General features: G+C 66.7%; 23 protein-coding genes. 18 read left to right on the forward strand and 5 right to left on the reverse strand.

All coding sequences use genetic code 11. The features are described from left to right. Positions 1-16: 16 nt before the first annotated feature. From B133_RS0120075 to B133_RS0120085, 3 genes are all read right to left on the reverse strand, one after another. Positions 17-409: an STAS domain-containing protein gene (locus B133_RS0120075; RefSeq protein ID WP_018603596.1), complete on the reverse strand. Its 393-nt coding sequence runs from the start codon at positions 407-409 to the stop codon at positions 17-19. Positions 410-510: 101 nt separating this feature from the next. Next, complete coding sequence (locus tag B133_RS0120080) at positions 511-987, reverse strand: DUF309 domain-containing protein (RefSeq protein ID WP_018603598.1); 477 nt, start codon at positions 985-987, stop codon at positions 511-513. 59 nt (positions 988-1,046) lie between these two features. After that, complete coding sequence (locus B133_RS0120085) at positions 1,047-1,535, reverse strand: inorganic diphosphatase (RefSeq protein ID WP_018603599.1); 489 nt, start codon at positions 1,533-1,535, stop codon at positions 1,047-1,049. 128 nt (positions 1,536-1,663) lie between these two features. Here B133_RS0120085 and dacB point away from each other — a divergent pair, with 128 nt between their 5' ends. The 4 genes from dacB to hpt are packed head-to-tail and all read left to right on the forward strand — an operon-like array spanning position 1,664 to position 5,643. Continuing rightward, positions 1,664-3,052, forward strand: coding sequence for a D-alanyl-D-alanine carboxypeptidase/D-alanyl-D-alanine-endopeptidase (dacB, locus tag B133_RS0120090; RefSeq protein WP_018603600.1), 1,389 nt, complete (start codon positions 1,664-1,666; stop codon positions 3,050-3,052). Further along, positions 3,049-4,113 carry a zinc-dependent metalloprotease gene (locus B133_RS0120095; protein ID WP_026256672.1) on the forward strand — a complete coding sequence of 355 codons (1,065 nt, stop codon included), beginning with the start codon at positions 3,049-3,051 and terminating at the stop codon, positions 4,111-4,113. The genes dacB and B133_RS0120095 overlap by 4 nt, the downstream gene beginning before the upstream one ends. After that, on the forward strand, positions 4,092-5,051 hold the full coding sequence (gene tilS, locus B133_RS0120100; protein WP_018603604.1) for a tRNA lysidine(34) synthetase TilS: 960 nt from the start codon (positions 4,092-4,094) through the stop codon (positions 5,049-5,051). Before B133_RS0120095 ends, tilS begins: the two co-directional genes overlap by 22 nt. Positions 5,052-5,064: 13 nt before the next feature. Next, positions 5,065-5,643 (forward strand): hypoxanthine phosphoribosyltransferase, encoded by a 579-nt coding sequence (gene hpt / locus B133_RS0120105; RefSeq protein WP_018603606.1) that lies wholly within the window; start codon positions 5,065-5,067, stop codon positions 5,641-5,643. Here hpt and B133_RS0120110 read toward each other — a convergent pair whose 3' ends face one another. Continuing rightward, positions 5,644-6,372, reverse strand: coding sequence for an SIMPL domain-containing protein (locus B133_RS0120110; protein ID WP_018603607.1), 729 nt, complete (start codon positions 6,370-6,372; stop codon positions 5,644-5,646). 21 nt (positions 6,373-6,393) lie between these two features. After that, on the reverse strand, positions 6,394-7,323 hold the full coding sequence (locus B133_RS0120115) for an alpha/beta fold hydrolase (protein WP_026256673.1): 930 nt from the start codon (positions 7,321-7,323) through the stop codon (positions 6,394-6,396). A 131-nt stretch (positions 7,324-7,454) separates the two neighbouring features. Between B133_RS0120115 and ftsH the strand changes: the two genes are divergently transcribed. The 14 genes from ftsH to clpC1 all read left to right on the forward strand — a co-directional run bounded on the left by ftsH (position 7,455) and on the right by clpC1 (position 22,084). Further along, positions 7,455-9,758: an ATP-dependent zinc metalloprotease FtsH gene (gene ftsH / locus B133_RS0120120; RefSeq protein WP_018603609.1), complete on the forward strand. Its 2,304-nt coding sequence runs from the start codon at positions 7,455-7,457 to the stop codon at positions 9,756-9,758. A gap of 20 nt (positions 9,759-9,778) precedes the next feature. Continuing rightward, complete coding sequence (gene folE, locus B133_RS0120125) at positions 9,779-10,417, forward strand: GTP cyclohydrolase I FolE (RefSeq protein WP_018603610.1); 639 nt, start codon at positions 9,779-9,781, stop codon at positions 10,415-10,417. Further along, positions 10,414-11,247: a dihydropteroate synthase gene (gene folP / locus B133_RS0120130; protein ID WP_018603611.1), complete on the forward strand. Its 834-nt coding sequence runs from the start codon at positions 10,414-10,416 to the stop codon at positions 11,245-11,247. Before folE ends, folP begins: the two co-directional genes overlap by 4 nt. Further along, the gene (gene folB, locus B133_RS0120135) at positions 11,240-11,674 is read left to right on the forward strand and encodes a dihydroneopterin aldolase (protein WP_018603612.1); all 435 of its coding nucleotides are present in this window, start codon (positions 11,240-11,242) and stop codon (positions 11,672-11,674) included. Before folP ends, folB begins: the two co-directional genes overlap by 8 nt. Further along, positions 11,671-12,207 (forward strand): 2-amino-4-hydroxy-6-hydroxymethyldihydropteridine diphosphokinase, encoded by a 537-nt coding sequence (gene folK, locus B133_RS0120140; RefSeq protein ID WP_026256675.1) that lies wholly within the window; start codon positions 11,671-11,673, stop codon positions 12,205-12,207. Before folB ends, folK begins: the two co-directional genes overlap by 4 nt. Continuing rightward, positions 12,207-12,683, forward strand: coding sequence for a DUF3180 domain-containing protein (locus tag B133_RS0120145; protein ID WP_018603614.1), 477 nt, complete (start codon positions 12,207-12,209; stop codon positions 12,681-12,683). Before folK ends, B133_RS0120145 begins: the two co-directional genes overlap by 1 nt. A 77-nt stretch (positions 12,684-12,760) precedes the next feature. After that, a complete protein-coding gene (locus B133_RS0120150) occupies positions 12,761-14,113 on the forward strand; it encodes a DUF6779 domain-containing protein (RefSeq protein WP_081618257.1) in 1,353 nt (450 codons plus the stop codon). Between the two features lie 81 nt (positions 14,114-14,194). Continuing rightward, complete coding sequence (locus B133_RS0120155) at positions 14,195-15,118, forward strand: Rossmann-like and DUF2520 domain-containing protein (protein ID WP_018603616.1); 924 nt, start codon at positions 14,195-14,197, stop codon at positions 15,116-15,118. Then, positions 15,115-16,053, forward strand: a complete 939-nt coding sequence (gene panC / locus B133_RS0120160; RefSeq protein ID WP_018603617.1) for a pantoate--beta-alanine ligase — start codon at positions 15,115-15,117, stop codon at positions 16,051-16,053. The genes B133_RS0120155 and panC overlap by 4 nt, the downstream gene beginning before the upstream one ends. Next, complete coding sequence (gene panD / locus B133_RS0120165; protein WP_018603618.1) at positions 16,053-16,487, forward strand: aspartate 1-decarboxylase; 435 nt, start codon at positions 16,053-16,055, stop codon at positions 16,485-16,487. Before panC ends, panD begins: the two co-directional genes overlap by 1 nt. After that, positions 16,487-17,302: a type III pantothenate kinase gene (locus B133_RS0120170; protein ID WP_018603619.1), complete on the forward strand. Its 816-nt coding sequence runs from the start codon at positions 16,487-16,489 to the stop codon at positions 17,300-17,302. Before panD ends, B133_RS0120170 begins: the two co-directional genes overlap by 1 nt. 36 nt (positions 17,303-17,338) lie before the next feature. Then, positions 17,339-18,841, forward strand: coding sequence for a lysine--tRNA ligase (gene lysS, locus B133_RS0120175; RefSeq protein WP_036419451.1), 1,503 nt, complete (start codon positions 17,339-17,341; stop codon positions 18,839-18,841). Positions 18,842-18,957: 116 nt separating this feature from the next. Further along, positions 18,958-19,302 (forward strand): histone-like nucleoid-structuring protein Lsr2, encoded by a 345-nt coding sequence (gene lsr2, locus B133_RS0120180; RefSeq protein ID WP_018603621.1) that lies wholly within the window; start codon positions 18,958-18,960, stop codon positions 19,300-19,302. 253 nt (positions 19,303-19,555) lie between these two features. Continuing rightward, a complete protein-coding gene (clpC1, locus tag B133_RS0120185) occupies positions 19,556-22,084 on the forward strand; it encodes an ATP-dependent protease ATP-binding subunit ClpC (protein WP_018603622.1) in 2,529 nt (842 codons plus the stop codon). Positions 22,085-22,116: the final 32 nt, after the last annotated feature.

Consider the following 22,116-nt stretch of genomic DNA (forward strand, 5'->3'; position numbering starts at 1 on the left):
CCGATTGTGCCCAGGTTTATGCAGTCAGCGCTGTCAACGCCTCGTCCAGGGTCGCGTACAAATCAATGACATCGGCGACACCGACGAGCTTCAAAGGTCGACTGGTGGCCGGTCCGTCGGCTACCACTGCGAACCGCACGGCTGGTGCCAGCGCATTCCTCGCGGCGACGAGGACGCCCATGCCGGCCGAAGCCAGGAACTCCACACCACTCAGATCCACCACCACCGCCGACGGTGAGGTCTTGGTGGCAACGCCGATGGCCTCTTCGAGCTGTGGAGCCGTCAGCATGTCGACGGTCCCGGAGACGGACAGTACGGCGATCTCGCCGATTCGGCGTTCTCCGACTGCACAGCTGACCGGCCCGGCAGGACCGCCCGGACTCTCGACCGGATCTGGCTGGTTGGACATGGTCACCTCCGACGTGTTCGCGCGCCTATGGCGACAATACGAATACGACATTACAAGCACCGGCGACGGCTCGGCGGCGTGACTCCTTTCCTACCCTGGTCTTACCCGAGCCGTAGCCGTGGTCGCAGCCTCTCGGCGGTGATTTCCGTTCCCGCTTCCAGGTCGTCGGCCAGGGCATTGGCGAAGGTCACCAGGCCAGTGCCATCGACGGAGTGACGTGAGAACTGCCGATCGGCGGACAGGCGGCCGGCCGCGCGTCGCAGCAGGCTCGCCGCGCCGGTGTGATTGCCGCGCTGTACGTGGGTGATGCCGACCGCGAGTTGGGCCAGGCCCTGCCACAGCGTCCGTTCGTCGGCCGGGCCGTTCTTCCAGGCCGCTTCGAGCACCTCGTGCGCGTGGAACGCCAATCCCTGGTCCAGTAGCTCCTGGGCATAGGCGAGGCTGTCCGCCGGCGGCAGGTGAAGGTCGTCGGGGATGCGCGGAATGCCCGTGTCGCTGTGCGGAAGCGGGCGGCCCAAGGCATCGCGCGGACGCGCGCTGCGGGGTCGGCCGGATTCGTCGCGATCACGGGCTGCCATGCCTACATCATGGCAACGGCGTTACAGCAGCGCTCAATCAGTGCTGGTCTGTACGAACTTCAGTGCCCTGACTCTTTGAACCGGGCGATCGAGCGCTGCAATTCGGCCTCGGCCTCGGCGCGGCCGGCCCAGTCGGCGGCCTTGACGAACTTGCCCGGCTCGAGGTCTTTGTAGTGCACGAAGAAGTGCTTGATGGCGTCCAGCTCGAACTGCGACACGTCACCGACATCCTGGATGTGATCCCAGCGCGGATCGCCCGCCGGCACGCACAGCAGCTTGTCGTCGCCGCCGGCCTCGTCGGTCATTTTGAACATCGCGACCGGCCGGGCCTCGACGAGGCAGCCGGGGAAAACCGATTCGGTCAGCAGCACCAGAGCGTCCAGCGGGTCGCCGTCCTCGCCGAGCGTGTTCTCGAAGAACCCGTAGTCGGCGGGATAACCCATTGGCGTGAAGAGATAGCGGTCGAGCTTCACCCGACCCGTCTCGTGGTCCACCTCGTACTTGTTGCGTGAACCCTTCGGGATCTCGATGACGACGTCGAACTCCACCGTCGCGGCTCCTTCGCATCTGCGGTTCAGTCATAGGTCGTCGGGCGACGACGCGGGTCAACCCTAATCCAGCGATAGGCTTGCGCGGCGGGGTGCCTGGTCCCCGTCGATGAAAGAGCAGGAGAAATATGCGGCCCACTCGGTGGCGGCGGTCCACCCACGTGGCGGTAGGCGTCGTGATTCTTGCGGTGGTTGCTGCCGTCGTCGCCGTGGCTGCTGTCCTGTCCGGGGGGCACTCCACCGATGCTGCCGCGGCCAAGCCTGCTCCACCTGCGGCGACGGCCGATCCGGAGATCACCCCGGTCGACCTGTCCGCGGCTACGCCGACCGTCGCCGGTCTGGCCGCCGCGCTGGCGCCGGCCCTTGCCAACCCCGACCTGGGCGAGATCACCGGCCGCGTCACCGATGCCGCCACCGGAGCCCAACTGTGGGAGCAGGGCGCCGACACCCCGATGCAACCAGCGTCGGTCAACAAGGTGCTGACCACTGCGGCGGCTCTGCTCACGTTGGACCGTGAAGCGCGGCTGACCACCACCGTTGTGGCCTCCGACCAGCAGCCGGGTCTGGTGGTGCTCAAAGGCGGTGGAGACACCACGCTTTCAGCCGCTCCGCCCGGTACCGACACCTGGTACAAGGGCGCGGCCCGCATCAGCGACCTCGCTGACCAGATCCGGCAGAGCGGAGTGAAGGTCACCGCTGTCGCGGTCGACGCCAGCGCCTATACCGGGCCCACCATGGCTCCCGGCTGGGACCCTGCCGATATAGAGGGCGGGGACATTGCACCGATGGAGCCCGTGATGCTCGACTGTGGCCGGGTCCAGCCCACCACCGTGGATTCCAGGCGGACCACCAACCCGGCCCTGGACGCCGGCAAGGCTCTGGCCGTTGCGCTGAAGGTCGACCCCGCCACCGTCACGGTGTCTGCGACCCGGTTGTCCCGGTTCGGCGGCACGCAGATCGCTTCGGTGCAGTCGGCACCGCTGATCGAACGGCTGCGCCAGATGATGAATGAATCGGACAACGTGATGGCCGAATCGATCGCGCGGGAGGTCGCCGATCGGCTGCACCGTTCGCAGAGCTTCGTCGGCGGTGTGCAGTCCGTGCTCGGACAGTTGCAGAGCGCGGGGATAGACACCGATGGCGCCAAGCTCGTCGACTCCAGCGGGCTGTCGGTGTTCGACCGGCTCACCGCGAGGACACTGGACGGCGTGGTCACCGCCGCCTCGGGCACCACCGAACCCAAGCTGCGGCCACTGGTCGATCTGCTTCCGGTGGCCGGCGGCAGCGGCACGCTGTCCAACCGCTACCTCGACACCGATTCCGGGCGGGCGGCAGCGGGTTGGCTGCGGGCCAAGACAGGCTCACTGACCGGCACCAACACGCTGGCCGGCATCGTCACCGACACCAGCGGCCGGGTGCTGACCTTCGCGCTGCTGTCCAACAACGCCGGGGCGACGGGCCGCACGGCCATCGACGCCGTGGCCGCCGTGCTGCGCTCGTGTGGGTGCGGGGCATGACGCGCCCCGCCGCGCTGACTGCGGGCCGTGCCGTCGACTGGGAGTTCGCCGCCACTGTGGGCGCCAAACTGGCCCGTCCCGCCCCTGCGTTCACCGACTACACCCGCATGACCGCCATCGACCAGCTTGCAGAGAGCGCGCGCACGGCCGAGTTGCCAGTGCGTGACGTGACCGGGCTCAACGAGGGCGCCGAGGTGCCGGAGGCCCGCATCGTCGATCGTCCGGACTGGATCCGTGCGGCCACCCGGTCGATGCGGGTGATGACGGGTGGCCCCGACTGCTCTTCGCATGCGCAACATAAGCCCGGCTTCATCACCGGCCGCATCACAGGCGCACAGACCGGCGCGGTGCTGGCGTTCATCTCGTCGGGGATTCTCGGTCAGTACGACCCATTCGCGCCGAACGGCGGCGAACTTCTGCTGGTGTATCCCAACGTGATTGCGGTGGAACGCGAACTGCGCGTCACGCCGCCCGATTTCCGGCTCTGGGTGTGCCTGCACGAGGTCACCCACCGGGTACAGTTCCGAGCCAATCCGTGGCTGGTCGCACACATGTCCGAGACGCTGGCGGTGCTCACCCAGGACGTCGGCGACGATGTCGCCGCGGTGGCGGGGCGGCTGGCCAACTACGTCCGTAATCAGCGCAATGGCGTTGCGCCCGAACCGGGTTCGACGGGCGTGCTGGGATTGGTGCGGGCCGTGCAGGCAGAACCGCAGCGCGAGGCGCTCGATCGGCTGCTGGTGCTCGGCACGCTGCTGGAAGGCCACGCTGATCACGTGATGGACGCGGTAGGGCCCGCGGTGGTCCCGTCGGTCAATCTGATCCGCCGCCGGTTCGATGACCGCAGGCAACGCAAGCAGCCGCCCCTGCAGCGGTTGCTGCGGACCCTGCTCGGTTTCGACGCCAAACTCAGCCAGTACACCCGGGGTAAGGCATTCGTCGACCATGTGGTGTCCGCGGTCGGTATGGCCCGGTTCAACACCGTCTGGTCCAATGCCGAGACTTTGCCGCTGCCAACAGAAATCGACGAACCGCAGCGATGGATCGATCGGGTGCTGTAGCGGCGCTGCGGCGTGCGGTGACCACGGCCGGTGCGCAGATCGACGGCGAGCACTGGTGTGTGGCACTCTCGGGTGGCCCGGATTCGTTGGCGCTCACGGCGATTGCCGCGGCGCAGCGGCCCACCACCGCGCTGGTTGTCGATCACGGTCTGCAGGCCGGGTCGCGCGCAGTGGCGCAAACAGCGGGTGATCAGGCCGTGCAGCTGGGATGTGTTGGGGTGCAGATACTTCCGGTGGAGGTCGGCCGCGCGGGCGGGCCTGAGGCGGCGGCGCGGACAGCTCGGTACGCCGCGCTAGACACCGCCCGTGCCGGCGCGCCGGTGCTACTCGGCCACACCCTCGACGACCAGGCCGAGACGGTGCTGCTCGGCCTGGGTCGGGGATCGGGGCCTCGGTCGATCGCGGGGATGCGGCCACATGATCCGCCGTGGCACCGGCCGCTGCTCGAGGTTCGCCGCGCACTGACCCATGCGGCGTGCGATGAGCTGGGACTGACACCGTGGCAGGACCCGCACAACAGCGATGCGCGGTTCACGCGGTCCCGATTGCGCCACGAGGTCATGCCGGCGCTGCAGGACGTGCTCGGCGGTGGGGTGGTCGAGGCATTGGGGCGGACCGCCCGGGCGTTGCGGGAAGACTGCGATGCCCTCGACGAATTGGCCCGCCACGCCCTCATCGACGCGGTCACGGCAGACGGTGGGCTGGACATCACCCCGCTGATGGCTGTGCCCGACGCATTGCGCCGCCGCGTCATCCGCGAATGGCTGATCTCTGGCGGGGCCAGCGGGCTGACCGACACCCAGATCCGCGCGGCGAACCGGCTCGTCACGGCCTGGCGCGGGCAGGGCGGGGTGGCTGTCTCCTCGTCGCTGCGCAGGCAACGGCTGATTGCCGGCCGCCACGATGGGGTGCTGAGACTGCACGTCGAACCGGTGTAGCTAGGCTGTCGGGGTGCCTGTCGACTCTGCCGAGCTGTACGCGGGGGATATCAAGGCGGTGTTGTTGTCCGAGGAGCAGATCCGGACGCGCACCGCAGAGCTGGCCGAGATGATCGCCGACGAATATCGCGGCAATCTGGGCAGCGACGATCTGCTTCTCGTGACCGTGCTCAAGGGCGCGGTCATGTTCGTCACGGACCTGGCGCGCACCATTCCGCTGCCCACGCAGCTGGAGTTCATGGCCGTCAGCTCCTACGGCTCGTCCACCTCGTCGTCGGGCGTGGTGCGCATCCTCAAAGACCTCGACCGCGACATCAACGACCGTGATGTGCTGATCGTCGAAGACATCATCGACTCCGGCCTGACGCTGTCGTGGCTGTTGCGCAACCTGGCGACCCGGCGCCCGCGTTCGCTTCGGGTGTGCACGCTGCTGCGCAAGCCCGAGGCCGTTCGTACCGAACTCGACGTCGCCTACGTGGGTTTCGATATTCCCAACGAGTTCGTCGTCGGTTACGGCCTGGACTTCGCCGAGCGCTACCGCGACCTGCCCTATATCGGCACCCTCGAGCCCAAGGTGTACGAACAGCTCTGATCAGGTCAGTTCCCAGACCACCGTCACGGTGAAGTTGACGGTCTGCTGGCCTGGTTCCAGCGGTACCGAATCCATCGCCATCCGCGGCATCGGGGCCGGCGGCGCGGAGCCGGACTGTTCGGAGATCGAGATGACCTTGCCCAGGTTGAGCCCGGACAGTTGGGCGTACTGCTCGGCGCGGCTCTTGGCGTCGTTGAACGCCTGCGCACGCGCATCCTTGACCAGCTGAGAGTCGTCCTCGATCGAATAGCTCACCGAGTTGATGCGCGTGGCATCCCCTCCGGTGCTCGCGATGAGCGCGAGCAGCTGCGACGCCGCGGTGATGTCCCGGATCTTGACGTCGATGGCATTGCTGGCCCGGTACCCGGTGGTGACCGTCCCGTCGGAGTTGGTCTGCGGTTGCACGCTGACGCGCGTGGTGTTGATGTCCTTGCGGTCCACCTTGTTGCCCACCAGCGCGTCGATGACGGCCTGCTGGCGCTGGCTGGATTGGTTGAGCGCGGCGGTGACGTCCGGCGCGACGGCTTCCATCGCCACGCTCGCGGTCAGGGTGTCGGGCGTGCCCTGCACCTTGCCGGACCCGATGACGGTGACCTGGCGCGTGTCGGAGGCGCCGTGACTGTCGGGTCCAGAGGCGGCATCGCACGCCGACGCCCCGGCGACGACAAGAGCCGCCACGACGGCGACGAGGGCACGGGTCCGCAACTTCGCATTCGCAGCAATCGCCATGCCACGGACCCTACCGGCACCTCACAGCCTGCTGAAGAACTCCAGCAGCACCGCGTTGACCTCGTCGGGCCTTTCCTGCTGCAACCAGTGCCCGGCGCCCTCGATCAGCACTTCCCGGTAGTCCCCGGTGGCGACGTCGCGCACCCGGTCGCGCGGGGTGAAGCCGAGCACGGGGTCCGCGGTGCCGGCCAGAAACAGTGTCGGCGCGGTGATCGTGGGTGCGGGCGTGCTCTGGGTGAGCTCCCAGTTGCGGTCGAAGTTGCGATACCAGTTCAAGCCGCCGGTGAATCCCGTGGCGGTGAAAGCCTCGACGTAGTGCTCGAACTCGTCGGCGCTGAGCCACTCGGGCAGCGGCGGCAGGGGACGGCCCCTCAAGACATCCGGGGGAGCGCTGATGCCCTCCAGCGTGATCATGCGGCGCATCGACTCCCGCGGATCGGCATTCAGTGCGGCGTCGGCGACTCCCGGTTCCTGGAAATACAGCATGTAGAAGAAGTTGTCGCCGACCAGCTTGCGCCAGATCCGCGTCGGCGGCGCGGGCGCCCGCGGCATCGGCGGCACGCTCATCGCCACCACTGCTCGGACCCGGGCGGGATGGAAGAGCGCGAAGTTCGTCATCACCGGCGAGCCCCAGTCGTGGCCGATGACGACGGCGCGTTCGGCGCTTCCGCCGACTTCGGAGTCGAGCAGCCCGGCGATGTCGGAGGTGAGTGCGACGATGTCGTAGTCCTCGATCGCCGAGGGCCGCGACGAGCCACCGTAGCCGCGCTGATCGGGCGCCAGTACGTGATAGCCGGCCGCGGCCAGTGCCGGGATCTGGTGCCGCCACGAGTAGGCGACTTCGGGGAAGCCGTGGGCGAGCACCACCACCGGGTTGCCGCGCTCACCTGCCTCGAACACCCGCAGCGTCACGCCATTGGTATGGACTGACCGTTCGGTCGGTATGAGCACGATCTCACCCAAGCACGGCCGGTCGCCGACGGCTAGGCACCGTCGGGAACTGCTCGACGTTGGTCTAGCGGTAGCCTGAAAGCTCTCAACTGCGCACGTTGGAAGGACCGGGCCGAACTCGGCCGATTTTGATGAACCGGAAAAATGTGATCCGCACGCTGACCGCGATCGCGGTGGTGCTGCTGCTGGGCTGGTCGTTCTTCTATTTCAGTGACGACACTCGCGGTTACAAGCCCATCGACACCTCGGTGGCGATGGCCCAGATCAACGCTGACAACGTCAACAGCGCACAGATCGACGACCGCGAACAGCAATTGCGGCTTGACCTCAAGAATGGCAACGACGCCACCGAGAACAGCAAGAAGATCATCACCAAGTTCCCGACCGGTTACGCGGTGCATGTCGTCGACGCGCTGGTCGGCAAGAACGTCAAGTACAACACCATCGTCAACCAGGGCAGCTTCCTCGGTTCGCTGCTCGTCTACATGCTGCCGGTGCTGCTGCTGGTCGGCCTGTTCGTGATGTTCTCCCGCATGCAGGGCGGCGGGCGCATGGGCTTCGGATTCGGCAAATCGCGGGCCAAGCAGTTGAACAAGGACATGCCCAAGACCACCTTCGCCGACGTCGCAGGAGTCGACGAGGCGGTGGAGGAGCTCTACGAGATCAAGGACTTCCTGCAGAACCCGAGTCGCTACCAGGCACTGGGTGCCAAGATCCCCAAGGGCGTGCTGCTCTACGGTCCGCCCGGCACCGGTAAGACGCTGCTGGCCCGCGCGGTGGCCGGGGAAGCCGGAGTTCCGTTCTTCACGATTTCAGGTTCGGACTTTGTCGAGATGTTCGTCGGTGTCGGCGCATCGCGTGTGCGCGACCTGTTCGAGCAGGCCAAACAGAACAGCCCGTGCATCATCTTCGTCGACGAGATCGATGCCGTCGGTCGCCAGCGCGGCGCCGGTCTCGGCGGTGGCCACGACGAGCGTGAGCAGACCCTGAATCAGCTGCTGGTCGAGATGGACGGCTTCGGTGACCGCCAGGGCGTCATCCTCATAGCGGCCACCAACCGGCCCGACATCCTCGACCCGGCGCTGCTGCGGCCCGGCCGCTTCGACCGTCAGATCCCGGTGTCCAACCCCGACCTCGCGGGCCGCCGTGCGGTGCTCAAGGTGCATTCGGCGGGCAAGCCCATCTCGCCCGACGCCGACCTCGACGGCTTGGCCAAGCGCACCGTCGGCATGTCGGGCGCTGACCTGGCCAACGTCGTCAACGAGGCCGCGCTGCTGACTGCCCGGGAGAATGGCACCGTCATCACAGGTCCCGCGCTCGAGGAGGCCGTCGACCGCGTCGTCGGTGGTCCGCGCCGCAAGGGCCGCATCATCAGCGAGCAGGAAAAGAAGATCACGGCCTATCACGAGGGTGGGCACACCTTGGCTGCGTGGGCGATGCCCGACATCGAGCCGATCTACAAGGTGACCATCCTGGCCCGCGGACGTACCGGCGGCCATGCCGTCGCCGTGCCCGAGGACGACAAGGGCCTGATGACCCGCTCGGAGATGATCGCCCGGCTGGTGTTCGCGATGGGCGGGCGCGCTGCCGAAGAACTGGTGTTCCGCGAGCCCACCACAGGCGCGGTCTCCGACATCGAGCAGGCCACCAAGATAGCCCGGGCCATGGTCACCGAGTACGGCATGAGTTCCAAGCTCGGCGCGGTGCGGTATGGCACCGAGCATGGCGATCCGTTCCTGGGCCGCACCATGGGTACCCAGGCCGATTACAGCCACGAGGTGGCCCGCGACATCGACGACGAGGTGCGCAAGCTCATCGAGGCCGCGCACACCGAGGCCTGGGAGATCCTCACCGAGTACCGCGACGTCCTCGACACCCTGGCCGGCGAACTGCTGGAGAAGGAGACGCTGCACCGCGCCGAGCTGGAGGCGATCTTCGACGAGGTGAAGAAGCGTCCCCGACTGACCATGTTCGACGACTTCGGCGGCCGGGTGCCGTCGGACAAACCGCCGATCAAGACCCCCGGAGAGATCGCCATCGAGCGTGGTGAGCCGTGGCCACCGCCGGTTCCCGAGCCTGCTTTCAAGGCTGCCATCGCCGCCGCGTCGCGGGCCGCGGAGGCCCAGAACGGATCGGTCACCAACGGTGCGCCGGGCAACGGCGCACCCCCCGGCCCGACCCAGCCCGACTACGGCGCCCCCGCTGGTTGGCATGCACCGGGCTGGCCACCGTCACCGCAACAGCAACAGCAGCAACCCGCCGGGTATCACCCGCAGCAGGGTTACTGGTATCCGCCGCCACATCCGTCGGGATGGCAGCAGTCCCAGCCGTACCCGTATCAGCCCTACCCGCATCCCGGCCAATCGGCGGCCGCGCCGGAGCGCCCGGCGCCGCCGAACTCGAATGAGGATTCCGGCCAGGAAAAGGATCGCTGATTCGAGAACGGAGGACTTCGATGACGAAGCCCGCGACATGGTCGACGAGCACCAACAACCATCGGAACAATGCCGAAAAGGCAGATGTCCGGGTGTTCGATCAGCCGCGCGCCGAGGCTGCCGTGCGTGAGTTGCTCATCGCGATCGGCGAGGATCCGGACCGCCAGGGGCTTCTCGACACTCCGGCCCGCGTGGCCCGCGCTTATAAGGAAATGATGGCCGGGCTCTACACCGACCCGGATGCGGTGCTCAACACCACCTTCGACGAGCAACACGACGAACTCGTACTGGTCAAGCAGATTCCGATGTACTCCACGTGCGAGCATCACCTGCTGTCTTTCCACGGCGTTGCACACGTCGGCTACATTCCCGGCGAAGACGGGCGTGTGACCGGGCTCTCGAAGATCGCCCGGGTGGTCGACCTGTATTCCAAACGCCCACAGGTGCAGGAACGGCTGACCGCGCAGATCGCCGACGCACTCATGCGCAAGCTCGCGCCACGCGGGGCGATCGTGGTGGTCGAGGCCGAGCACCTGTGCATGGCGATGCGTGGCGTCCGTAAGCCGGGTTCGATCACGACGACTTCGGCGGTGCGGGGACAGTTCAAGACCGACAAGGCATCTCGGGCCGAGGCGCTGGAACTTATCCTGCGTAAGTGAAACCCACCCGTGTACAGGTGATGGGGATCGTCAACGTCACCGATGACTCTTTTTCCGACGGCGGCAAGTTCATCGACCGCGACCGTGCGGTGGCACACGGTCTGGCGCTGGCCGCAGCCGGGGCCGCGATCGTGGACGTGGGTGGTGAATCGACCCGGCCGGGTGCCACTCGGGTCGACGCGGACGTCGAGGCGACTCGGGTGGTTCCCGTGATCAAAGAGCTTGTGGGGCAGGGGATCACCGTCAGCATCGACACCATGCACGCCGGTGTGGCGGCCGCCGCGCTGGCAAATGGAGCGCAGATCGTCAACGACGTGTCAGGCGGCCTGGCCGATCCCAACATGGCTGCGGTGGTGGCCGAGGCCAAATGCCCGTGGGTCCTCATGCACTGGCGTTCGGTGAGTGCGGACCGTCCACACGCTGTTCCCGAGTACGGCGATGTGATCGCCGACGTACGCGCCGAACTGCTCACCCGGGTCGACGCCGCCGTGGCGGCCGGGGTCGACCCCGAGCGGCTGATCATCGATCCGGGTCTGGGATTCGCCAAGACGGGGCAACACAATTGGGCGCTGCTGCACGCGCTGCCGGAGCTGGTCGGCACTGGAATCCCGGTGCTAGTCGGGGCGTCGCGCAAGCGCTTCCTCGGCAGTCTGCTCGCCGGTCCTGGTGGCGATCCCCGCCCCCCGGCCGGGCGGGAGACCGCCACCGCGGTGATCTCCGCGCTGGCCGGGGTGTACGGGGCCTGGGGAGTGCGAGTGCACGACGTGACGGCGTCGGTCGACGCTTTGCGCGTGCTCGACGCTTGGCAGGCGGGAGGGCTCGGTGGCTGACCGAATCGAGTTGCGCGGCTTGAGAGTTCGCGGCAATCACGGAGTGTTCGAGCATGAGCGGCGAGACGGCCAGGAATTCGTCGTCGACATCACGGTCTGGCTCGATCTGCAGGCCGCGGCGGCCAGTGACGAGCTCGGCGACACTCTGGACTACGGCGCGCTGGCCCAGCGCGCCGCCGACATCGTCGCCGGGCCCCCGCGCAATCTGATCGAGACGGTCTCGGCTGAGATCGCCGACGCCATCATGGCCGACGAGCGGTTGCACGCCGTCGAGGTGGTGGTGCACAAACCGAACGCCCCGATCCCGTTGACGTTCGATGATGTCGCGGTGGTGGCACGCCGGTCGCGCACCGCGGACGCGAGGAGCAGGACAATCGCCGCGGACGTGAGGAGCAGAACTACCACGGCAGGCGAGGAGCACCAATGACTTCAGTGGTGCTGTCTATCGGGTCCAATCTCGGAGATCGGATGGGGCGGCTGCAATCGGTGCTCGACGGCCTGGGGTCTGCGGTGCGCGCCGTGTCACCGGTGTACGAAACCGACGCGTGGGGTGGCGTTGAGCAGGGCTCCTTCCTCAACGCGATCCTGATCGCCGACGACCCCGCGTTGGACGGGCCCGGATGGTTGCGGCGCGGTCAGGAGCTGGAGCTGGCCGCGGGACGGGTCCGCGGGCAGCGCTGGGGTCCGCGGACCCTCGACGTCGACCTCGTCACCTGTCACGACGGCGCCGTCGAGGTGATCTCGCGCGAGGATGGACTGACGCTGCCCCATCCGCTGGCCCACCTGCGCGCCTTCGTGTTGATCCCGTGGCTGGCGGTGGACCCCGACGCCGCGCTGACCGTGGCCGGGGAATCCCGCCCCGTGCAGCGCCTGCTGTTCGAAATCGACGAGGCAGAACGGGACGGCGTGCGGCTGACGGACCTGACGCTGACCCTGCGAACCGAATCCCCGGCGGACTGATGGGCCCGACCCGCAAGCGAGACCTCGCCGGCACCACCGTCGCCGTGGCCGTCGTCGGCTATCTGCTACTCAGCGGCCTCTACCGATGGTTCCCACCGATCACGGTGTGGACGGGGCTGTCCTTGCTCATCGTGGCAATCGCCGAGGCGGCGTGGGCGTTCTACGTGCGGGCCAAGATCAACGCGGGGCAGATCGGTGTCGGGGCCGGACGGCTGCACCCGCTGTCGGTCGCACGGGCTGTGGTGATCGCCAAAGCCTCCGCCTGGGTCGGCGCGATCGTGGCGGGCTGGTGGCTCGGCGTGCTGGTCTACTTGCTGCCGCGGCGGTCCGAGTTGCAGGTGGCTGCCGAGGACACCAAAGGTGTCGTGGTTGCCGTCGTCAGCGCACTGGCCCTGGTGGCTGCCGCATTGTGGCTGCAGCATTGCTGCAAGGCGCCGGAGGAACCGCCGGACAGCGGTGACACCGCCCCCGAGTGAACGGCCGGCAAAGCTTCGCGGCCGAATCGCCGTCGCGGTCGACACGCTAGGTGACCTGTGACAGGTACAGTCGGCCCATGACCGTTCTGCCCCGCGGTGCTCGGCCACGGCGCGGCGGCCGAAGGCCAGGCTGGCTGCTGTTAACAGTGTTGCTGGTATTCGCGATTTTGGCGAGTTCGGCGCTGGTGTTCACCGACCGCGTGGAGTTGCTGAAGTTAGCCGTGATCCTGGCGTTGTGGGCCGCCGTGGCGGCGGCCTTCGTCTCCGTCATCTACCGCCGTCAGAGTGATCTCGATCAAGCCAAGGCGCGCGATTTGAAGTTGGTGTACGACCTGCAGCTGGATCGCGAGATCTCCGCGCGCCGCGAGTACGAGTTGGCCGTCGAAAGCCAGCTGCGTCGAGAACTGGCGTCGGAGCTACGGGCCCAAGCCGCCGACGAGGTGGCTGCGCTGCGGGCTGAGCTTGCGGCGCTGCGGACCAATCTGGAGATCCTGTTCGACGCCGATCTGTCAGACCGGCCGGCCATCGAAACCGACAAGGACACTCCCCGCGCCGCGGGTCGCGTTACCGCCAGCCGCCTGGACGTGCCCGCGGTCGACGACACCGATGTCCACAGCCTGCGGACAGAGGAAACCCCCATCATCGATGTCCCGGCCGAGCCGCATCCACCGGAGAACGACTGGGCCGCCGCAGCGGCGGGGGGCGCACACCGGCTGTCCGCGCCGTCGCCCGAACAGTCCCGTCGCCGCCAGCCCGATGACTACCAGGAGCCGCCCCGCCAGCCGGAGCCGCCCCGCCCGGCGCCACAGGCACCCGAGCCGCGCTGGCCCGCCGGGCAGGCGCCACAGGCACCGCAACCTGCCCCGGGGCCTCAGCCTCCGCCGGCATGGGCGCCGCCACCGCCCATGCCGCCGACAGAGCCGTCACCGACCATCGACGCATCGGTCGGCCAGCATCCGTCAGCGCCGGGCAGCCCGTGGTCGCCGCCGGATGCCCCGACGCACCGGCTACCCGAGCAGGCCGACGGGTGGCAGCCCGCCCCTGCCGAAGGGCAGTGGATTCCGGCCGGTGCGCCAGGAAGCAACTGGGTTGCACCGCCGACGCCGGAGGACAGAGCACCGAGCGAGTACGTCGGTCGCCGACGGGCACCAGACCCAGGCGCCGCCGAGCCGGATGTCCCGACTGAACCTGTTGTGCCGGCTGCGCCGACTGAACCTGTTTTGCCGGCTCCGCCGGCGGGACCGCCTCGGGGCCGCCACTCCGCCTCCGCCGCCGAACCCTCCCAGCCGCCTGAGCCCGAACCCGAACCCGAGGCGGAGAACGACGAACCCAATGGTCAGCACGCTGGGGGACAATCGGTGAACGAGTTGCTGGCCCGCTTCCAGTCGGCCCCCGCCCAAGGTGGCGGTCGCAGACGTCGAGACGAGTGAGCTAGTCTGTGGCAACCGTCCGGTACCCGCAACGCGGGACTGGAACGATGAAAACTACTTCAACTTGTGAGGTCGTCTGCTATGGAGCAGTTCGACGGGCTGCGTCCGGCGCGGCTATCGGTCGGCGTCATCTCGGCCGGTCGTGTCGGGACCGCGCTCGGCTACGCCCTGGAGCGGGCAGAGCACGTCGTGGTGGCGTGCAGCGCCATCTCGGAGGTGTCCCGGCTGCGTGCCCAGCGCAGGTTGCCTGACACGGCGATCCTCCCGGTGCACGAGGTCGCCGCGCGTGCCGAACTGTTGCTACTCACCGTTCCCGACGCGGAATTGGCGGCACTGGTCGCGGGGCTGGCAACCACGGGCGCGGTGCGGCCGGGCACCATCGTTGTCCACACCTCCGGCGCCAACGGCGTCGCGGTGCTGGCGCCGCTGACCGCGCAGGGCTGTATCCCGCTGGCCATCCATCCCGTCATGACCTTCACGGGCTCTGACGAGGACATCGCGCGCTTGCCGGACACGTGCTTCGGCGTCACGGCCGCCGACGAAGTCGGCTACGCGATCGGCCAGTCGCTCGTGCTCGAGATCGGCGGTGAGCCGTTCCGTATCCGTGAGGACCAAAGGACGCAGTACCACGCCGCACTGGCGCATGCCGGCAATCATCTGGTGACGCTGGTGCTCGACGCTGTGGACGTTCTGCGCGCATCGCTGCGCGGTCAGGAACTGCTCGGCCAGGAACTCGTCGGCGACGAACCGGGTGGCCTTGCCGAACGGGTGGTCGCCCCGCTGGCCCGAGCAGCACTGGAGAACGCGCTGCAGCGCGGTCAATCCGCGCTGACCGGGCCGGTCGCACGCGGTGACGCGGCCGCCGTCGCAGCCCATCTGGACGCGATTGAAGAGCTGGATCCTCAACTGGCCCAGTCATATCGGGCCAACTCACTGCGTACAGCCCAGCGTGCCCACGCACCCGGAGAGGTCTTCGCGGTACTGGCGGAAACGAGTCGACGATGACCCTGGACATCCCACCGAAATTCACCGCGGGCGAGCTCAACGTCTACCGGAATCCCGCCGACGTTGCCGCGGTCACCCGCGTGCTGCGCGCCACCGGGCGACGGGTGGCGCTCGTGCCCACCATGGGTGCGCTGCACGAAGGGCACATGACCCTGGTCAAGGCTGCCAAGCGGGTGCCCGGAGCGGTTGTGGTGGTGTCGATCTTCGTCAACCCCCTGCAGTTCGGCGCAGGGGAGGATCTCGACGCCTACCCGCGCACCCTCGACGACGACCTGGCCGCCCTGCGTGCGGAAGGGGTCGACATCGCGTTCACGCCGACCGTCGCCGAGATTTACCCGAACGGGCCACGTACGTCCGTACACCCGGGTCCGCTCGGTGGAGAACTCGAAGGAGCCTCGCGTCCAGGGCATTTCGCCGGTGTGCTGACGGTCGTTCTGAAGCTGCTCAACATCGTCGATCCCGACAAGGCCTACTTCGGCGAGAAGGACTACCAGCAGCTGGTGCTGATCCGGCAGATGGTCACCGACCTCAATGTCGATGTGCAGATCGTCGGCGTACCGATCGTGCGCGAATCCGACGGGCTGGCCCTGTCCTCGCGCAACCGCTACCTCGACGCCGACGAACGGGAGCAGGCCACCGCGCTGTCGGCGGCGCTGCTGGCCGGGAAATACGCGGCAGCGGGCGGTGCAGGCGCAACGGTGGACGCCGCCAGGGCGGTGCTCGACGAGGTGCCTGCCATCGAGGTGGACTATCTGGAGGTTCGCGATCCGCGGCTGGGCCCCGCACCCGAGGAAGGGCCGGCTCGCGTGCTGGTGGCCGCACGCCTGGGCCGGACCCGGCTGCTGGACAACATCGCCGTCGACATCGGCGCGTCCGCGGGTATCGACGGGCACCCCCGCGTCGACGACAACCATGAATTGCCTTGGAGGAACTGATGCAACGCACGATGCTCAAATCGAAGATCCACCGGGCCACGGTGACCCAGGCCGACCTGAACTATGTCGGCTCCGTGACCATCGACGCGGACCTGATGGACGCGGCCGACCTGCTCGAAGGTGAGCAGGTGACCATCGTCGACATCGACAACGGGTCTCGGCTGGTGACCTACGCGATCACCGGCGAGCGGGGCACCGGTGTCATCGGGATCAACGGTGCCGCAGCACATCTCATCCACCCGGGCGATCTGGTGATCCTGATCGCGTACGGAGTGATGGAGGATGCCGAGGCGCGTGGGTACCGCCCACGGATCGTCTTCGTCGACGGCGGCAATCGACAGATCGACCTCGGGCATGATCCCGCGTATGTCCCTGACCTGACATTCTTGTCCTCCTCGCGTGCGGACATCTCCGAGCTCATGTCCCCGCGCTGATGCTGCTCGCCATAGACGTCCGTAACACCCACACCGTCGTCGGGTTGATCTCCGGTTCGGGAGATCACGCGAAAGTGGTGCAGCAGTGGCGGATTCGCACTGAGTCCGAGGTGACCGCGGACGAGCTCGCGTTGATCATCGACGGACTCATCGGGGATGACTCCGACCAGTTGAGCGGAGCCACCGGCCTGTCGACCGTGCCATCGGTGCTGCACGAGGTGCGCGTGATGCTCGAGCAGTACTGGCCGACCATTCCGCATGTGTTGATCGAACCGGGTGTGCGCACCGGTATCCCGCTGCTGGTGGACAACCCCAAAGAGGTCGGTGCTGACCGTATTGTGAATTGCCTTGCGGCATACCATAAATACGGTACAGCCGCGATCGTGGTCGATTTCGGCTCGTCGATCTGCGTCGACGTCGTATCTGCCAAGGGCGAGTTCCTCGGCGGCGCGATCGCCCCGGGCGTGCATGTCTCCTCGGATGCCGCCGCGGCGCGGTCGGCGGCGCTGCGCCGGGTCGAGTTGACCCGGCCCCGCTCGGTGATCGGCAAGAACACCGTCGAGTGCATGCAGGCCGGCGCGGTCTTCGGATTCGCGGGTCTGGTGGACGGTCTGGTCAGCCGCATCCGTGAGGACGTCGATGGATTCTCCGGCAGCAATGTCGCCGTCGTCGCCACCGGCCACACGGCACCCCTGGTGCTGCCGGATCTGCGTACCGTCGAGCACTACGACCGCCATCTGACGCTGGACGGCCTGCGGCTGGTCTTCGAGCGCAACCGGGACCCGCAGCGCGGACGGCTCAAGCCTGCGCGCTGACTAAGCTGGCATTTCGTGACCCAAGCCGATAGCGACGTGACGTCCGAGCACGAAGCCGACATCCCCGAGCAGTTCCGGATCCGTCAGGCCAAGCGGGAACGGTTGCTGGCCGAGGGCCGTGAGCCGTATCCGGTGGCCGTCGCGCGCACCCATACGCTGGCCGAGCTGCGCAGTGCATACCCCGACCTGGAAGCCGACACCACGACCGGTCAGGTCGTCGGAGTCGCCGGCCGGGTGGTTTTTGCCCGCAACTCCGGCAAGCTGTGCTTCGCGACGCTGCAGGAAGGCGACGGCACGCAGCTGCAGGCCATGGTCAGCCTCGCGCAGGTGGGTCAGGAATCTCTGGACGCCTGGAAGGCCGACGTCGACCTCGGTGACATCGTGTTCGTGCACGGCGAGGTGATCAGCTCGAAACGCGGCGAATTGTCGGTGCTTGCCGATTCCTGGCAGATGGCTGCCAAGGCGTTGCGTCCACTTCCTGTCGCTCATAAAGAAATGAGCGAAGAAATGCGCGTGCGTCAGCGCTATGTCGATCTGATTGTGCGCCCTGAGGCGCGCGCCATCGCGCGGCAACGGGTTGCCGTCGTTCGTGCGGTGCGCAACGCGCTGGAACGGCGCGGATTCCTCGAAGTCGAAACGCCGATGCTGCAGACCCAGGCGGGTGGCGCGGCCGCCCGTCCGTTCATTACGCACTCCAATGCGCTCGACGTCGATCTCTTCCTGCGCATCGCACCCGAACTGTTCCTGAAACGCTGCGCGGTCGGTGGTTTTGAGAAGGTTTTCGAGTTAAATCGGAACTTTCGTAACGAAGGTGTAGATTCCACGCACTCGCCGGAATTTGCGATGCTGGAGACATATCAGGCCTACGGCGACTACAACGACTCGGCCACGGTCACCCGGGAAGTTATTCAGGAGGTCGCCGACGAAGCGCTCGGCACCAGAGTAGTGCCAATGCCAGATGGCACGGTCTACGATCTCGACGGTCAATGGGAGTCGATCGAAATGTATCCGTCGCTCTCCGAAGCGCTGGGTGAGGAGATCACGCCGCAGACGTCCGTGGAGCGGTTGTGGCAGATTGCCGACCAACTCGGGGCTGAGATTCCCCGTGACCGTGGCTATGGTCACGGGAAATTGGTGGAAGAACTTTGGGAACATACTGTGGGCGACAAGTTGTGGGCGCCCACCTTCGTCAGGGACTTCCCTGTCGAGACGACACCGTTGGTGCGCGCACACCGAAGTATTGTCGGTGTCACAGAAAAATGGGATCTATACGTCCGCAAGTTCGAACTGGCCACGGGATACTCCGAGCTGATCGATCCGGTAATCCAACGTGAACGTTTCGCGGCCCAAGCGCGCGCGGCAGCTGCCGGAGATGACGAGGCAATGGTTCTCGACGAAGATTTCCTTGCGGCATTGGAGTACGCGATGCCACCGACGACTGGCACGGGAATGGGTATCGACCGGTTGTTGATGGCATTGACGGGGCTTTCAATTCGGGAGACGGTTTTGTTCCCGATTGTTCGGCGTCTCGGCAACTGAGTGAGCTGGAACCCGATCTGTTGTAATTACGCGCGTCAGTGTGGCACATTGGTCAGCGAGGCGAGATACTGACAGGTACTCACCAATGCGTAGGCAGAAGGGCTCGGTGCGGGGTAATGGCGAAGAAAGTGACCGTTACGTTGGTCGATGATTTCGATGGTTCGGCCACCGCCGATGAGACGGTCGAATTCGGTCTCGACGGCGTCACCTATGAGATCGATCTTTCCTCGAAAAATGCGACGAAGTTGCGTAACGATCTCAAACAATGGGTGGAAGCCGGGCGTCGTGTGGGTGGCCGCAGGCGCGGGCGCGCCACCAGTCCGTCGGGTCGAGGGCGCGGAGCGATCGACCGCGAACAGAGCGCGGCTATCCGGGAATGGGCCCGCCGCAATGGGCACAATGTGTCTACCCGGGGCCGGATTCCGGCCGACGTGATCGACGCATTCCACGCGGCAACGTAATAGAGAATTGTCCAAACACGGATCGGCGGTAACCGCCGGTCCGTGTTTTCGCTAGCGGCGAACGGTTCCCGTGCCACTTGCGGAAACGTTTCCCGCACCGGCAACGTTGCTCATCTGCAGCGTCGGGTACCCGGGGTAAACGCAATGCCAAGCTCCGCACCCGAAGCTGCCGCCCATTAGAGTGGACGGTAGGTACTACGTGCGGAGTGCAGCGCGTCAGTGCCGCTATGCAACGGAGAGCAGGTAACCACCGATGTTTGAGAGATTCACCGACCGTGCCCGCAGGGTCGTCGTCCTGGCTCAGGAAGAAGCCCGGATGCTCAACCACAACTACATCGGCACCGAGCACATCCTCTTGGGTCTTATTCACGAGGGCGAAGGCGTAGCCGCCAAGTCGCTGGAGTCGCTGGGCATCTCGTTGGAAGGTGTTCGCAGCCAGGTCGAGGAGATCATCGGCCAGGGTCAGCAGGCACCGTCCGGCCACATCCCGTTCACTCCGCGCGCCAAGAAGGTGTTGGAGCTGAGCCTGCGCGAGGCGCTGCAGCTCGGCCACAACTACATTGGCACCGAGCACATTCTGCTCGGCCTGATTCGTGAGGGTGAGGGCGTCGCTGCTCAGGTGCTCGTCAAGCTCGGCGCGGAACTGACCCGGGTACGTCAGCAGGTCATCCAGTTGCTGAGCGGCTACCAGGGCAAGGAGGCCGCCGAGGCAGGCACCGGCGGTCGGGGCGGCGAGTCGGGTAACCCCTCGACTTCGCTGGTTCTCGACCAGTTCGGCCGCAACCTGACCGCCGCCGCCATGGAGGGCAAGCTCGACCCGGTCATCGGCCGCGAGAAGGAAATCGAGCGGGTCATGCAGGTGCTTTCCCGCCGTACCAAGAACAACCCGGTGCTGATCGGCGAGCCCGGCGTCGGCAAGACCGCCGTCGTCGAGGGTCTGGCCCAAGCCATCGTGCACGGCGAGGTCCCCGAGACGCTCAAGGACAAGCAGCTCTACACCCTCGACCTGGGTTCGCTGGTCGCGGGCAGCCGCTACCGCGGCGACTTCGAGGAGCGCCTCAAGAAGGTGCTCAAGGAGATCAACACCCGCGGCGACATCATCCTGTTCATCGATGAGCTGCACACACTCGTCGGTGCGGGTGCCGCCGAGGGCGCCATCGACGCTGCCTCGATCCTGAAGCCGAAGCTCGCCCGCGGTGAGTTGCAGACCATCGGCGCAACCACCCTCGACGAGTACCGCAAGTACATCGAGAAGGATGCCGCGCTGGAGCGCCGCTTCCAGCCGGTCCAGGTGGGGGAGCCGACGGTCGAGCACACCATCGAGATCCTCAAGGGCCTGCGGGACCGGTACGAGGCGCATCACCGCGTCTCGATCACCGACAGCGCGATGGTGGCTGCCGCCACCCTGGCCGACCGGTACATCAACGACCGGTTCCTGCCGGACAAGGCCATCGACCTGATCGACGAGGCCGGAGCCCGGATGCGGATCCGGCGGATGACCGCTCCGCCAGACCTGCGCGAGTTCGACGAGAAGATCGCCGATGCTCGCCGGGACAAGGAGTCCGCGATCGATGCGCAGGACTTCGAGAAGGCGGCGCGGCTGCGGGATTCCGAGAAGCAACTTGTCGCTCAGCGTGCCGAGCGTGAAAAGCAGTGGCGCTCAGGTGATCTCGACGTTGTCGCCGAAGTCGACGACGAGCAGATCGCCGAGGTACTGGGCAACTGGACCGGTATCCCCGTGTTCAAGCTGACCGAGGAGGAGACCACTCGGCTGCTGCGCATGGAGGACGAGCTGCACAAGCGGATCATCGGCCAGGAAGATGCCGTCCGTGCAGTTTCGAAGGCCATCCGTCGCACCCGCGCCGGCCTGAAGGACCCCAAGCGTCCGTCCGGCTCGTTCATCTTCGCCGGCCCGTCCGGTGTCGGTAAGACCGAGCTGTCCAAGGCCTTGGCCAACTTCCTGTTCGGCGAGGACGACGCGCTCATCCAGATCGACATGGGCGAGTTCCACGACCGCTTCACCGCGTCGCGGCTGTTCGGTGCCCCTCCGGGGTACGTCGGCTACGAGGAGGGCGGCCAGCTCACCGAGAAGGTGCGCCGCAAGCCCTTCAGCGTCGTGTTGTTCGATGAGATCGAGAAGGCCCACCAGGAGATCTACAACAGCCTGCTGCAGGTCCTGGAAGACGGTCGCCTCACCGATGGCCAGGGCCGCACGGTCGACTTCAAGAACACCGTGCTGATCTTCACCTCCAACCTGGGCACGTCCGACATCTCCAAGGCCGTCGGGCTCGGCTTCACGCAGGGCGGTGGGGAGAACAACTACGAGCGGATGAAGCAGAAGGTCAACGACGAGCTCAAGAAGCACTTCCGGCCGGAGTTCCTGAACCGTATCGACGACATCATCGTGTTCCACCAGCTGACGCAGGACGAGATCATCAAGATGGTCGACCTGATGATCGGCCGGGTCGCCAACCAGCTCAAGACCAAGGACATGGCTCTGGAGTTGACCGACAAGGCCAAGGCACTGCTGGCCAAGCGTGGTTTCGACCCGGTGCTGGGTGCTCGGCCACTGCGTCGCACCATCCAGCGCGAGATCGAGGATCAGCTCTCGGAGAAGATCCTGTTCGACGAGGTCGGTCCGGGTCAGCTGGTCACGGTGGACGTCGAAGGTTGGGACGGCGAAGGTGCCGGCGAAGACGCGAAGTTCACCTTCGCGGGCAAGCCGAAGAGCGCCAGCCAGGATGGTCCCGATCTGGCCAGGGCCGCTGCGACAGCGGAATAATCGCCACGAAAATGCCCCCGCCAATGGCGGGG

The sequence above is a fragment of the Mycobacterium sp. 155 genome (assembly GCF_000373905.1).
In the GTDB taxonomy this organism is placed as follows: Bacteria; Actinomycetota; Actinomycetes; order Mycobacteriales; family Mycobacteriaceae; genus Mycobacterium.

Bases quoted from the DNA above. Each gene is read 5' to 3' on its own strand.
- B133_RS0120155 (WP_018603616.1), top strand. From the start codon at position 14,195: ATGGAGCAGTTCGACGGGCTGCGTCCGGCGCGGCTATCGGTCGGCGTC.
- B133_RS0120150 (WP_081618257.1), top strand. From the start codon at position 12,761: ATGACCGTTCTGCCCCGCGGTGCTCGGCCACGGCGCGGCGGCCGAAGG.
- B133_RS0120110 (WP_018603607.1), bottom strand. From the start codon at position 6,372: ATGGCGATTGCTGCGAATGCGAAGTTGCGGACCCGTGCCCTCGTCGCC.
- folK (WP_026256675.1), top strand. From the start codon at position 11,671: ATGACTTCAGTGGTGCTGTCTATCGGGTCCAATCTCGGAGATCGGATG.
- lsr2 (WP_018603621.1), top strand. From the start codon at position 18,958: ATGGCGAAGAAAGTGACCGTTACGTTGGTCGATGATTTCGATGGTTCG.
- B133_RS0120170 (WP_018603619.1), top strand. From the start codon at position 16,487: ATGCTGCTCGCCATAGACGTCCGTAACACCCACACCGTCGTCGGGTTG.
- panC (WP_018603617.1), top strand. From the start codon at position 15,115: ATGACCCTGGACATCCCACCGAAATTCACCGCGGGCGAGCTCAACGTC.
- dacB (WP_018603600.1), top strand. From the start codon at position 1,664: ATGCGGCCCACTCGGTGGCGGCGGTCCACCCACGTGGCGGTAGGCGTC.
- ftsH (WP_018603609.1), top strand. From the start codon at position 7,455: ATGAACCGGAAAAATGTGATCCGCACGCTGACCGCGATCGCGGTGGTG.
- folE (WP_018603610.1), top strand. From the start codon at position 9,779: ATGACGAAGCCCGCGACATGGTCGACGAGCACCAACAACCATCGGAAC.
- panD (WP_018603618.1), top strand. From the start codon at position 16,053: ATGCAACGCACGATGCTCAAATCGAAGATCCACCGGGCCACGGTGACC.
- B133_RS0120080 (WP_018603598.1), bottom strand. From the start codon at position 987: ATGGCAGCCCGTGATCGCGACGAATCCGGCCGACCCCGCAGCGCGCGT.
- B133_RS0120075 (WP_018603596.1), bottom strand. From the start codon at position 409: ATGTCCAACCAGCCAGATCCGGTCGAGAGTCCGGGCGGTCCTGCCGGG.
- B133_RS0120095 (WP_026256672.1), top strand. From the start codon at position 3,049: ATGACGCGCCCCGCCGCGCTGACTGCGGGCCGTGCCGTCGACTGGGAG.
- B133_RS0120145 (WP_018603614.1), top strand. From the start codon at position 12,207: ATGGGCCCGACCCGCAAGCGAGACCTCGCCGGCACCACCGTCGCCGTG.
- tilS (WP_018603604.1), top strand. From the start codon at position 4,092: ATGGATCGATCGGGTGCTGTAGCGGCGCTGCGGCGTGCGGTGACCACG.
- clpC1 (WP_018603622.1), top strand. From the start codon at position 19,556: ATGTTTGAGAGATTCACCGACCGTGCCCGCAGGGTCGTCGTCCTGGCT.